The 12,837-nt window shown below is 70.3% G+C and carries 11 protein-coding genes; 4 read left to right on the plus strand and 7 right to left on the minus strand.

Annotated features, from left to right (window positions below; all coding sequences use genetic code 11):
* The first annotated feature begins 89 nt into the window (after positions 1-89).
* The 4 genes from B7R21_RS14580 (at position 90) to B7R21_RS14595 (ending at position 4,302) form a co-directional block, all read left to right on the plus strand.
* Complete coding sequence (locus B7R21_RS14580; protein WP_116283961.1) at positions 90-1,124, plus strand: hypothetical protein; 1,035 nt, start codon at positions 90-92, stop codon at positions 1,122-1,124.
* Positions 1,125-1,240: 116 nt separating this feature from the next.
* Positions 1,241-2,878 carry an ABC transporter substrate-binding protein gene (locus B7R21_RS14585; RefSeq protein ID WP_116283962.1) on the plus strand — a complete coding sequence of 546 codons (1,638 nt, stop codon included), beginning with the start codon at positions 1,241-1,243 and terminating at the stop codon, positions 2,876-2,878.
* Between the two features lie 115 nt (positions 2,879-2,993).
* Positions 2,994-3,728, plus strand: a complete 735-nt coding sequence (locus B7R21_RS14590) for a LysR family transcriptional regulator substrate-binding protein (RefSeq protein WP_116283963.1) — start codon at positions 2,994-2,996, stop codon at positions 3,726-3,728.
* A gap of 4 nt (positions 3,729-3,732) precedes the next feature.
* The gene (locus B7R21_RS14595; protein ID WP_253259832.1) at positions 3,733-4,302 is read left to right on the plus strand and encodes a GNAT family N-acetyltransferase; all 570 of its coding nucleotides are present in this window, start codon (positions 3,733-3,735) and stop codon (positions 4,300-4,302) included.
* 44 nt (positions 4,303-4,346) lie between these two features.
* Here B7R21_RS14595 and B7R21_RS14600 read toward each other — a convergent pair whose 3' ends face one another.
* From B7R21_RS14600 to B7R21_RS14640, 7 genes are all read right to left on the minus strand, one after another.
* Complete coding sequence (locus B7R21_RS14600) at positions 4,347-4,901, minus strand: YbaK/EbsC family protein (protein WP_116283964.1); 555 nt, start codon at positions 4,899-4,901, stop codon at positions 4,347-4,349.
* 202 nt (positions 4,902-5,103) lie between these two features.
* Positions 5,104-5,724 carry a YdeI/OmpD-associated family protein gene (locus B7R21_RS14605; protein WP_116283965.1) on the minus strand — a complete coding sequence of 207 codons (621 nt, stop codon included), beginning with the start codon at positions 5,722-5,724 and terminating at the stop codon, positions 5,104-5,106.
* 385 nt (positions 5,725-6,109) lie between these two features.
* A complete protein-coding gene (locus tag B7R21_RS14615) occupies positions 6,110-7,714 on the minus strand; it encodes an MFS transporter (RefSeq protein ID WP_116283966.1) in 1,605 nt (534 codons plus the stop codon).
* Positions 7,707-8,402 (minus strand): PadR family transcriptional regulator, encoded by a 696-nt coding sequence (locus B7R21_RS14620; RefSeq protein WP_216364247.1) that lies wholly within the window; start codon positions 8,400-8,402, stop codon positions 7,707-7,709. The genes B7R21_RS14615 and B7R21_RS14620 overlap by 8 nt, the downstream gene beginning before the upstream one ends.
* 4 nt (positions 8,403-8,406) lie before the next feature.
* The gene (locus tag B7R21_RS20750; protein WP_253259833.1) at positions 8,407-10,431 is read right to left on the minus strand and encodes a galactosyltransferase-related protein; all 2,025 of its coding nucleotides are present in this window, start codon (positions 10,429-10,431) and stop codon (positions 8,407-8,409) included.
* A complete protein-coding gene (locus B7R21_RS14635; protein WP_116283968.1) occupies positions 10,428-11,702 on the minus strand; it encodes a glycosyltransferase in 1,275 nt (424 codons plus the stop codon). The genes B7R21_RS20750 and B7R21_RS14635 overlap by 4 nt, the downstream gene beginning before the upstream one ends.
* On the minus strand, positions 11,699-12,835 hold the full coding sequence (locus B7R21_RS14640; protein ID WP_147305901.1) for a glycosyltransferase family 4 protein: 1,137 nt from the start codon (positions 12,833-12,835) through the stop codon (positions 11,699-11,701). The genes B7R21_RS14635 and B7R21_RS14640 overlap by 4 nt, the downstream gene beginning before the upstream one ends.
* Positions 12,836-12,837 lie beyond the last annotated feature (2 nt).

Genomic DNA, 12,837 nt, shown 5'->3' on the forward strand with positions numbered 1-12,837 from the left:
TCTGTAAACGCGTCCCGAAGGTGCGCCAGCAGACTAGGTTGAGCCTCAGGGCACGACGACCCCAGACCCGGTCGCCGGGCGGGGCGACCATGACAGCGAGTACGCGTGCACACATCGAACTCTCGGGAGCCGTCGGCCTGTCCCTCACGGAGGGAGAGATCCATTCGGACGATCCCGCGGAATTCTGGCTGCGCGGAGTGCACTGGACGTTCGGCGACGTGCTGGTCTCCGACCTCGCGGTCTCACCGGTTTCCGCCTCGCCCTCTGGCGCTCTGAGCACAGACCACGATTACCTCAGCATCGCGTTCCTCCTCTCCGGCGACATCACGATCGACCACCATGGCAACCATCTGCGTTTCGCCTCCGGAACAGCAGCCTTCCTCACCAGCATCTTCACGCTGGCGGCTGTGAACTCCGTGCCATCGCGCGTGCTGCTCGTCTCGGTGCCCCGGGAACTCCTGGCCGGGCACGGCATCGAACCGACCAGCGACTTCGGGGCGCTCAGCTATTCCGCGCTGCTGCGAGACCCGCTCCTCCCCTTTCTGAAAACGCTGCTGCCGATCATCCAGAACCATTCGATTCCGACCGAACCGACGGCGACGATCCTGGTGCAACTCGTCGCAGCGCTCTTCATCGCCGATGCCGCCCAGATCAGTTCGGGCCGGATGGATGAGCGGGCCCTCCGCTACGCGGCCGAGGAGGAGATCGGGCGGGCGTATCGCATTGCCTCGTTCGACTCCGCGGCACTGGCAGGGCGCCTCCAGGTCACTGAGACGGAGCTGAACACGGTGTTCGGCGACACCGGCGGCGGGGAGACGGTGACGGCGACGATCACCGCTCGCCGGCTGACCCGCGCGATCTCGATGCTGGGTGCTCCGGTCGATGGTGCGCTACTCGGCGGGGATGCGGACGACGTCGGCCCTCTCTCGATTCTCGAGGCGGCCGTCGGCTCCGGTTTTGGCAGCATCGAGGGTCTCGAGGCGGCTGTGCAAGCGACCTACGGAATGTCGGTGTTCGCCGTCGTCACGGGCCTTCGACGTCTCAATGGCTTCGACAACCCCGATCTCGGCGGTGTCCAGAAGTTCGTGGGTCGTGTTCGAGGGGTCGATCCGCTCTCCCCCTGAGCACCCTCCGCATCCCGCCTCGTGAAGGGATCCGCCACCCGCGGGGCAGACGGGGTCGCAGGCACCGTAGGATTGTGGACTGAGTCCAGCAATACCCACCAGCCAGTCAGAGAGTCATTCCTGTGCGCCGTTTCGCCCTGCCCCTCCTCGCCGGCCTCGCCGTCGCCACCCTGCTCGCCGGGTGCACGTCGACCCCGGCAGCCACAAGTTCCACGCCCGTTGCCGGCGGAAAGCTGGTCTACGCGAGCGGCGACGCCGAACCGACCTGCCTCGACCCGCACGTCGGCGGCAACTACCCGCAGGCCCTCGTCGCGACTCAGTACCTCGAATCCCTCGTCTCGAAAGACACAGACGGCACCGTCATCCCGTGGCTCGCGACCGAGTGGAAGGTCTCCGACGACGCCCTCAGCTGGACGTTCACCCTCAAGCCCGGGGTGACCTTCACCGACGGAACCCCCTTCGACGCTGCCGCTGTCGCTGCGAATGTGGCGCACATCCAGAACCCGGCGACCGGCTCGTCGACCGGCTATCTCGCGCTGGCGAAGGTTTTAAAAGTCGAGGCTCTGGATGCCCAGACCGCCCGTTTCGACCTGTCGGAGCCCGACAGCGCCCTGCTTGACTCGCTCTCGCAGCCCTGGCTCGCGATGGAGTCGCCCACCGCGATCGCCCGCCCCCAGGCCGACAACTGCGTGTCGCCCGTCGGCACCGGCCCGTTCATGGTGAAGCAGTGGAACCGGCAGCAGTCGATCATCCTGACCCGGAACGACAGCTACACCTCGCCGCCCGCCGACGCCGGACACACCGGCCCCGCGTACCTCGACGAGATCGACTGGACGTTCCTGCCCGACTCGACCTCGCGCTACGCGGCCCTGCAGACCTCGACCGTCGACATGATCGACAATGTGCAGCCCGATATCCTCTCGCAGGCGGCCTCGAACCCGTCGGTGGTCGCGATCGACGCTCCCCGGCCAGGAGCCTCCAATCGCCTCGAACTGAACTCCAGCAAGGCACCGTTCGACGATGCGAAGGTGCGGGAGGCGTTCATCCGGTCGGCCGACGTCGACAGCGCCGTGAAGAGTCTCTTCTTCGGCACCGCCACCCGCTCATACTCGGCGCTCTCTAGCGTGGAGAAGGACGGCATCTCGGAGCCCGATCTCTTCACCTACGACCAGTCGGCAGCCGCTTCGCTTCTGGATGCTGCGGGCTGGACGGGCCGCGACGCCGACGGTTACCGGACGAAAGACGGCAAGACGCTCGAGCTGGCATTCCCGGTGTCGACGAACCAGTCGATCCCGGCCGAGCAGTCCCTCTTCGAACAGCTTCAGGCCACCGCGAAGCAGGCCGGATTCAAGGTCGACCTTGCCCCGCTCGATCTGTCGAGCTGGTACGCGGCGCTCGGCTCGAACTCCTACGACCTCGTCAGCGCGCCCTACACGAAGGTCGGGCCCGACGTGTTGCGCGTCCTGTTCGACAGCTCGGGCACGGTGCCGGCGCCGAGCGGGTACTTCGCCAACCACGCCCAGGTGAAGGACCCGGCTCTGGATGCCCTGCTGACCCGCGCCTCGGAGACGACCGATGGGGCAGAGGCCGCCACGCTCTACGCCCAGGCGCAGAAGATCGTGCTCGAGGGGTTCTACATCCTTCCGCTCTACGACCAGCAGAACCACTACCTGCTGCGCTCGGCGGTGAAGGGCGTGCGGGCGATGCCGACAGTGTCGACGCCGACGCTCTACGACGCGTGGGTGCAGCGCTAGCGTTCCGGCGATCGGCGGGGCGACCTGGTGCGCGGCCGACGGCGCATGGCGCACTCACGGCTGGCAGGCGTACGCTGTCGGGGTCGACGTGGGCGTCGACGTCGAAGGAGACCGCATGACAGTGAACACCCCGCTCTCCGAACTCGACCAGCTCGTCTTCGCCGCCTCGCGGCACGCGGGCACTCCTGAGGGCGATGCGCTGGTCGCTGCCGCGCGGGCGCTCCGCGCCTCGGTTCCGGATGCCCGGAGCCCGGTGTTGCGCATCACCGCAGCCCCCGGCATCCCCCTCGACGACCTCGTCACAGAGTTCAGGGCTCTCAACCCCCAGATCGAGGTGGAGTTCACCGTCTCGCGCGCTGGCGTGCGCGCCCTCCGCGGGGGCCGGGCCGACGTCAGCGCCGTGTGGTTGCCACAACACCTCCGCGGGCTCGGATCCGCTCCTCTCGGCTCGTCGCACCCGGTCGTGGCGCTGGCACCCTCCGACCCGTTGGCCAGCCTCGACCGCATCGAGCTGGCCGCGCTCGGCGAGCACCACCTGCTGCAGAACCCCGACACGGTGCCCGAATGGCGGGAACTCGCCCGTGAACTCCGCGGGCAGACGATCGGCCAGAGGAAGAGCCTCGAACTCGGGTTGCTGGCCACTGTCGGGCTGCAGCTCGACCACGTCGCTGCCGGAAACGGGATCGTGATCCTCCCTCGACCGGTCGCCGAAGCCGAGCAGCGGAACGACGTGGTGCTCGTACCCGTCGAGGGGCTGGGTGAGCACACCAGCGCGCTGATCTGGGCCGACGAACGGGTTCCACGGCCGGAGGTCGCGGACTTCACCAGGCTCGCTGCGGGCTTACGCTGAAACGGTGACCACCGAACTTCCCACGCCCCGGCCCTTCCACTTCGAGCACGTCGCGTGGGACGACCCGCGCGCGGTCGCTCTTCGTGCGCGCATGGATGTCGAGATGGGTGAGCGATACCACTCCGGCCTGCCGATGGACGCCGCCGTTGTGGCCGCCCTCACGGTCGACCCGGGCACGGTGCGGGCGACCGTGCTGGTGGTCGACGGGGACGGCGGTGCGGATGCGGGCGGCACGGGTGCGCCTGCGGGCGGCACGGGTGGGGGCGACACTGCGGGCGGCACGCCGATCGGGCACGCGGCGCTCCGGCTCCTGCGCGGCGACTGGGAGGTCAAGCGGGTGATCGTCGACGGCGACCAGCGCGGGCGCGGGGTCGGCCGCGCCCTGATGAATGAACTGGAACGTTTTGTGCGGGAAACGGATCCGGCCGCTAGACGCCTCATCCTGCAGACCGGCGATCGGCAGCCCGACGCAGTCGCGCTGTACACGCGGCTCGGTTACACGCCCATCCCGACGTACGAACCGTACATCGAGGCCATCCCGAACTCGCTCTGCTTCGAGCTGCCCCTCGGCTGACGCCGGCCGACACGAACGGGCGAAGCTCGGGCGGCACACGCGAGTCAGGGGGCGATCGGGTGGCCGAGGCCGTCGACGACCTCCACGCCGGAGATCGACGCGAGGGTGCTTCCGGCGAGAAGGAGTTTGGTGCGGCGAAGCCCAGATCCGACGACGATGAGTGGGGCATCCAGAACCGCCCGGTCGACGAGGACCGGCCACCCCTCGGGAAGTCCGATGGGGGTGATGGCGCCGAACTCCATTCCGGTGAGCGAGACGGCGTCTTCGCGGGGCAGGAAGGAGGCCTTCCGCACGTCGAGCCGCCGCTTGACTACGTTGTTCACGTCGGCGCGGGTGGTCGCGAGCACCAGGCATGCCGCGATGCGTTGCTGACCCTCCCGCCGGCCGGCGACGATGACGCAATTCGCGAGGGCATCAGACGGGAGATCGTAGGCGGCCTGGGTCGCGGCGGTGTCGGAGAGCTCCGGATCGATCTCGACGACGCCGACCCGGTCGCCGATCCCGAGTGCTTCGACCGCGGCGCCGACGCCGGGCGAGACGAGGTCGGGTCGCGTGCCGACCGGAACGGACCGGAGCGCGCCGAGCGTGAAGGTTCCCATCCCCCCATTCTCTCCCCCACGTCTCGCGCTGCGCTCCCGCGGCTCCCGCGCCTCCCTGCGACTCCCGCGCCTCCCTGCGCCTCCCGCCTCCCGCGGATCCCGCGGCACTGTGTCGCTTCCGCGCCTGCGCGCCGGGGTGCGGAAGCGACAAACGACAGCGCAACCCGCCGTCGAGGGGTGGGAGGGTGGGAGGGGTGGGGGGTCAGTGGAGGGTCTCGCCGCGCTCGAGCATCTGCACGTACTGCGCGATCTTCCGCGCTCGCGTCTCGGGGCGCTTCACCGAACCGATGCGGAACAGGATCGCGTAGCGGTTCACACTCGAGAGCGTCTCGAAGAAGGCGGCGGCATCGGGGTTCTGAAGGAGGGCGGAGGCCAGGTCATCCGGAACCTCGATCGTCTTCGAACCGGCGTAAGCCCGCTCCCAGCGACCGTCGACTTTCGCGCGGTCGACCTCGGCGAGGCCCGCGGGCTGCATGCGTCCGGATGCGATGAGGACCATCGCCTTGTCACGGTTGATCTGCGACCAGATGCTGCGTGCGCGGCGGGGGCCGAAGTTCTGCAGGAAGTGGTGCTCGTCGAGGCGGTTCTTCTGACCGTCGATCCAGCCGACGCAGAGGGCCTCGTCGAGGGCTTCGGCATAGCTCACGCCCTCGTGGGCGCCACCCTTCTTCGCGATGGCGAGCCGGATTCCGTCACTCGAGCCCGCGTTCTGCCGGAGCCACACGCGCCAGTCTTCGGCGCTCGCGCAGTACACGATCTCGCGCTCGCCCGTCGCGCCCGGCCCGCCCGGCGTGCCCGTCGTGCCCGTCGTCCTGGTCGTCATGCCCCCACCCTATTCCCCCACCGAGTGGGCAGTTCGGGCCCTGAAACTCCGATCTCGGGGACGGAACTGCCCACTCGATCCAGCGCCGAGGCGGGGGGACGGAACGAGGCGGGGGGGACGGGACGAGGCGGGAGACGGGAGGCGAGAAGCGAGCGGCGAGAGACGGGCGGCAGAAGGCGAGCGTGGGAGGCGGGCGTGGCAGGCGAGGGTGGCCGCGGCCGGGCCTGACTGCGGCCGGGCCTGACTGCGGCCGGGCCTGACTGCGGCCGGGCCTGACTGCGGCCGGGCCTGACTGCGGCCGGGCCTGACTGCGGCCGGGCCTGACTGCGGCCGGGCCTGACTGCGGCCGGGCGGTCGGAGAACCCGACCGCCCGGCCGGTGCGGGTTACTCGCGTCCGGTGGGGTTCTCGGATGCCGCGTGCACGGGCGCACCGGGCTTTCCCGCGGAGTCGCCGGACGCGCCTGCGCCGGGCTTGCCCGCGCCCGGAGCGCCGGGCGCGCCGCCGCCCCAGGTGGCGACGCGCTTCGGAAGGGCGAAGACCAGCAGGAAGGCGGCGACGGCGAAGATCGCGCTGACCATCATCGCCGAGCCGGCGGCATGCGTGAAGCCGGTGGCCACGGCATCCTGCGAGGGGCCGGAGATGACGAGCGAACCGAACAGCACGCTGCCGATGATCGCGATGCCGACGGCGCTTCCGATTCGCTGCACCGCCGAGATGACACCGCTGGCCGCGCCGGCGTCACGCTTGTCGACCGTGGCGACGATGAACTGGGCGTTCGGGGCGATGAAGAACCCGTTGCCGACGCCCGCGATGAACAGGGGTGCGATGAGCTCCCAGTTCGTGAGGTCGGAGGCCGGAGTGAGCACCAGCGCGAGCCAGAGCCAGATGAGCCCGATCGAGACCAGGGCGGTACCGATGGTGAGAACGGTGCGCCCGAGCTTCTGCGAGAGACGGTTGCTCTGCGACGAGCCGAGGATGCTGCCGATCGCGAAGGGGATCGAGACCGCACCCGACTCGAGTGCCGTGTGCCCGAGCCCGGACTGCCAGAGCAGCGAGATCGTGAAGAAGATGCTGGTGAACGCGGCGAAGTAGACGAGGGCGAGGATCACTCCGCCGGTGAAGGCGGGGTGTTTGAACAGCGTTGGCGGAACCAGCGGGGACTTGCCACGCCGGGTGTACGAGACCTCCCACAGCCCGAACAGTGCGAGCAGGACGACCCCACCGGCGATGGTGACGTAGGTCCAGAGGGGCCAGCCCTCGTCCTGGCCCTGGATCAGGGGCACCAGGAGCGCCACGAACGCGCCGGAGACCAGCACGAGACCGATCCAGTCGATGCCGCCGCGCGGCTGGGCATCCGGAGCGCCGGCTGCGAGCTCGCGGCGTGCCGGGAGGAGGAACACCGCGGCGACCAGGGTGATGACACCGATCGGCAGGTTCACGAAGAACACTCCGCGCCAACCGTTCTCCTCACCGAAGGCCTGGATGATCAGCCCACCGATGATGGGGCCGAGTGCCGACGAGACTCCGATGACGGCGCCCATGATGGCGAACGCCTTGCCGCGCGCCTGCGCCGGGAAGAGCAGCTGGATGAACGCGGTGACGGCCGGAACGAAGATACCGCCGGCGAGGCCCTGCACGACACGCGCGATGACGAGCTGCGTGTCGTTGGCTGCGAAGCCACAGGCGAAGCTCGCCATCGTGAAGAGGGCGATGCCCGTGAAGAACACCCACTTGTGTCCGATCCGGTCGCCGAGCCGGCCGGCCGGGATGAGGGCGAGGCCGAAGGCGAGGGCGTAGCCCGAGATGATCCACGACAGGGTCGACTCGCTGGCGCCGAGGGTCTGGCGGATGGTGGGCAGCGCGACGTTCACGATCGTGGTGTCGAGCAGGGCGATGCACATGCCGAGCAGCAGCACGACGAGCGCCTGCCAGGCACGCTTGGGAATGGCGGGCGCGGCCTGGGGCGCCCGCGCGGTGGTTTCAGACATGAGTGGGGGCCTTTCCGGGCGGGGTGACGGTGTGGTGGTTCGGGTCGGTGAGGTGATCCGGCGCCGGGCCGGCCTGCGCCGTATGGTGCGAGTGCGAATGCGATCTCGTCGGCAGCGGCGGACGCCCCCCGGCGTTTCGTATCCGCTCGTCGGCGACGATGTCGGGCACGCGGGCCTGGAGCTCGCGCAACCAGTCCAGTTCGGAACGGATGCGGTGCTCACGATGCTCCATGGCGAACGTCTCGCTGATGGTGAGGTACGGCTGGGCGCGGAGATTCGCTTCTTCCGTCTCTTCGAGCAGCACTTCGAGCGCGCGGATCCGGCTCTCGACGATGTGCGGAACGTCGTCGAGCCGGTCGCCGTCGAGCCGGGTGAGAGCGAGGTCGAACGGATCCGACCGGAACGTCAGGGTGCTCAACTGCTCGAGCCGGAGGCCCGCCAGCGCCTGGCGCCCCGCGTCGCTGATCTCGTAGATCTGGCGTTCGGGGAAGTTGCCCTCCCGTTCGACGCGCACGACGTCGATCAGACCCTCTGCGGCCAGCCGTTTGATGGCTCCGTAGAGGGCGCCGACGCTGATGTCCGTCCAGAGGTGCACATGCTCCTCCTCGGCCAGGAGCCGCAGCTGGTGGCCGTGCATCTCACCGCGCTGCGCGAGCGAACCGAGAATGTAGAGACGGATGGAGGACATGTGACTACTCTCGCAAAAGTAGTCTTGCATTGTCAACCCCTGCGGGATCGGCGGTGCGAACGGCCGTTCTCTGCCAGATCCCGTCGACCAGCGTGATCGCCCCGGCCTCGGCGAACGCCGTCAGCCACCCCTCCATCGGCCACGACCCCCAGCGTTCCAGGTAGAGCGCCGCATTCCGCAGGATGTCGTCGAGATGCTGCCACGGAGGTGACGACGTCGGGTGGTACTGGTGGTAGGCGTGCGCTCCGCCCACCCACCGCAGCTCGATGGCCGACGAGCGGAGCCGTGCGGCGAAGTCGGTGTCCTCGGCCCCATAGCCCTCGTAGGCTTCGTCGAAACCGCCCGTTCGCTGCCAGAGCCGGGCCGTGCACGCGAAGGAGAGCGACCAGAACAAGTCGTACTCACCCTCCGTCGCCGCCCTGGTCTCGCCGGTCGGCAGGTTCGGTCGCGCGGCGTGCGGGGCCGTCTCGGCACGCAGCTGGTCCTGCGTGACCGGGTGGGTTCCCTCAGGCAGGTAGGTCACGGGCCCGCAGAGCACGGACTCCGGATGCCCGCCAGCAGCTTCAGCGTAGAGGCCGAGCAGATCGGAGCCGGGCACGCAGTCGGCGTCGAGGAAGACCAGCACCTCGGCACCTCCCTCGATCGCCGCGGCCGCACCGGCATTCCGGCCGCGGGCCAGCCGGAGTCCGTCGGCACCGGGCGGCTGGTGGAGGAGCGTGACCCCATCGATCGCCGGCGGGGGTTCCTCGTCGAGCCAGACCCCGATGACCCGGTCTGGTCGTTCGGATGGCGCAGCACCGGCCAGCCACGCGAACTGGGTGAGCGCGTGCTCGAGCCGGGCCGCCGAGAACAGGGTGACGACCGCGATGCGGGTGGAGGCCGGCGACGCGTCACCCTGCGCGGTGGAAGCGGCTACGCCAGCGTCGTTCATCGCGGCAGCGACAGGCACAGGGGCGCGGAGCCCGGCGACCTCGGCGATGACCGCGGCGGCGCGGCGTGCGGCACCCGCAACCTCCCAGGCCGACCAGTCCGGCGTCGAGGCGCGGGCCCGGTCGAGGAGCTCGGGCCACTCCGAGGCCTCCGGCCACGACGGGACGACGATCGCGAGTCCTGCGGCCGCGAGCGCTTCCGCAGTCGCCTCCTGCTCGCCGAACGGGCGGGGCTGGCCGATCACGATGGCGCGAGCACCTATGGCAGCGAGGTCGGCGATGGCGTTCTGTCCGGCGAACGAGACCACGACATCCGCGGAGTGCAACAGCTCGAACGGATCGGCCTGCCATCCTGCCGACGAGACGTGCTCGGTGGCGGGCATGCCGAGCGCCAGCCACGAGCTCTGGAGGGGGCCCGACGAAGCGCCGATCGTCGCCACGGCTGCCGCCTCGACGTCGTCGGCGCCGACAGACGCTCCCCCGGCCCCGACGAGCAGCAGAACCGTCCCGGGCGACGCGGGGGTCGTGGGCCGTGGCCGCCCGTCGAACCGGCTGATGCCGCCGACATGACGCACCGCTCCGGCGAAGGGCTCGAGCGACCGGGGGGCGTACAGCGCCTTCGGCCAGGGCGCGATGATCCGCTCGGCGAGGGAGTAGGCCAGCTGGTGCGGGGCATCCGCCCTCTCCCCGGGCTGCGCCACGGTGACGACCGCTACTCCGAACAGGCGAACCAGGAGAGTGACCTCGACCGAGACATCCACGACGAAGCAGTCGAAGCGCTCAGACGCGAGGCGGGCCGCGATCGCGCCGAGCCGCGAGGCGTGCCCGCTGTGGCCGACGGGCGCCCAGTGCAGCGCTCCGCCGGCGGTCGGATCGGCGTCGACCGGATCGAGTCGGTCCCCGCCGGCCAGGCGCTCGGCCTCGTCATCTCTGTCGAGCATGACCCAGAGCGTGTGCTCGGGCACGACCGTCGGCGGCGGGAGCGTCGAGAACACAATGACATCGGCGTCGAGTTCACGCCGCACCGATTCGAAGCGGGTGCGGTGCCCGGCACCCTGGTGGTGCAGGTACCAGCCGACGAGCGGGCGGCGCGCGGTCATGCGAGGGTCCCCACCGGCTCGTCGGAGCCGGGAGGCGCCGCAGCAGTGCCCGGCCCCGCCCCCGCACGAGCAGAAGCGGCACCCGCACGAGCAGAGTCGGCAGCAGCCCCGAGTACCCCGGGTACCCCAACCACCCCGAGCGTCCCGTCCAGCGCGAGCTGGCGGTACATCGTCTCGAGCTCGAGAACCCGGGCGTCGAGAGAGAACCGCGCGACCGCTCCCGCCCGGGTGCGGCGCCGGATGCCCGCATCCGCCTCGCCGCGGGCGATCAGTTTTGCGGCCGCGGCTGCCAGGCCCGCGACGTCGCCCATCGGCACCAGCCGCGCCGACGACGAGCCGGCCCCAGCGGCCCTGGCCGCCCCGACGACCTCCGCGACGCCACCGGTCTCGAAGCACGCCACCGGGGTGCCGGTCATCATGGTCTCGGCGATGATGAGGCCGAACGGCTCCTGCCAGACCGGCGTCACCAGGGCACAGCTGCTCTGCCCCACGAGGCGTGCGAGCTCGTCGGGTCGGAGTTCGCCCACGTATTCCGCGTCGGGCCCGAGCAGGGGCTCGACCTCGTTCTCGAAGTAGTCGGGCTCGCCGATCCGTCCGGCCAGCACGATCCGCCGGCCGAGCAGTTGCGCCGCCCGGATCGCCAGGTGCGCCCCCTTCTCCTCCACAATGCGCCCGAACCAGACGAGATCGGGTCCGCCGGGGCCGAGCGGCCACCGATCGGCGTCGACCGCGTTGGGCACCACGGTCGAGGAGATGCCGGCGGGCATCCACTCCTCCGCAGTGTGCGTGCTCACAGCGGTGAACTGGCTCGTGGGCGCTGTGGAGCGGGCGTGCGCCTGCACGAGGTCGACGAGCACCGGAGTGTGCAGCGTCGACACCATCGGTACGCCGAGCCGCCCGGCCCAGGCGAGCGGAGTGCCGTGCAGGCTGTGGTTGTGCACCACGTCGAAGTCGCCGGAGTGCCGGGCGATGTGGGCCAGGGCCCGCTCCAGCGCCGGGAGCGCGCGCGCCTCGTAGCCGACCGGATAGTCGACGTCGTTGGGTTGCTCGTCGGAGCCCCAGACGACCGGGGGGAGCACGAATTCGGGTGGCCCGTCGTGCAGGAAGTCCGAGCCCTCGACCGCGGCGAGAACGACCCGGTGGCCCCGTCGGCGGAGGCTGTCGACCTGGTGCCAGATCGACGATTCCAGCCCGCCGGCGTGCGGCTCACGGATCGGGTAGCGGAGAGGTGCGATGACCGCGATGCGGAGGGGGTTCGCGGTGGGCTTCATACGGCGACCGCCGCGAGCGCCCGGCGGTACACGGAGAGGTGCGCCCGGTGGATGTCGCGCTGCTGCCCGGCACGCCACGCCGACCGCTCGCGCACCAGCGTTGTGCGGCGCTCGGCGCCCGCCGCCTCGAGGGGCGTGATCAGCTGCAGCAGTGCCTGCACCATCGACGGGACGGAACCCGGCTGGAAGACCGCGACCTCGCCCCGACCTGTGTGCTGCTCGGAGAAGAAGCCGACGTCGGGTGCCGCGACGGCCACGCCGAGGTCCCAGCAGAGTTCGAGCCAGCCCGAGTGTGTTCCGTGCCGGTAGGGCAGCACCTCGACGTCGACCTGCGAGAGCGCTTCGGCCAGCTCGCTGTCGCTGAGCCGGGGATGCTCGCGGAGCTCCACCCCCGGCTCGCCTGCTGTTCGCCGGCGGAGCTCCTGCCGTACGTCTTCATCGCGAACCCGCTCATTCAGGTCGACGATCACCGCGAGGTCGAGCCCGCTCTCGCGGAGCACTCCCACGGCATCCAGAACCGTCTCGACCGTGCCGAGCGCGTCGATGTTGGGCCGGAGGTCGCGGAGGTGCACGCCGATGGTGATCGGGGATCTGCGGGGACGGTGCGCAGCCGTGCCCGGAGCGTTCGAAGTGGCCGCGGGTGCGGCGAGCATCGGATGCCCGATCACGACTGCCTCGCGCCCCCACCGCTCGCCGACCAGGGCCGCCGCGCCCGCCGTCAGCGTGATGAGCTCGTCGGCGGCCGGGACCAGCAGGTCGAGCTGTGCGAGATGCGGCCCCTGGTCGACGAGCTGCGGGTTCGTGAGGTCGTGCACGGTGAACACCAGCGGTCGGCCGGCGGTGTTCAGGGCATCCAGAACCGCCTGCAACTGCGGGAGGGTGAACGATTCGATGCCGAAATGGAGGTGCAGCAGGTCGAAGGTGTGCGCGTTCGCGCGGATCCACTCCGCCTCGAGCATCACGGGTGGCCACCACTGGCCGTGCAGAGCGCCCGGCGGAGTGGGATCGGGCAGCAGAACGATGCCGTCGCCTGGCCCGGCCGCGGGGTCGAGCAGGTGCTGGGCGTACGGATGACCGGCGGGTACGGCCGCGATGCGCAAGGGGTTCCCTGCTTCTGAATCGTGGAGTGACATGG

The organism is Subtercola boreus, from assembly GCF_003399625.1.
In the GTDB taxonomy this organism is placed as follows: Bacteria; Actinomycetota; Actinomycetes; order Actinomycetales; family Microbacteriaceae; genus Subtercola; species Subtercola boreus_C.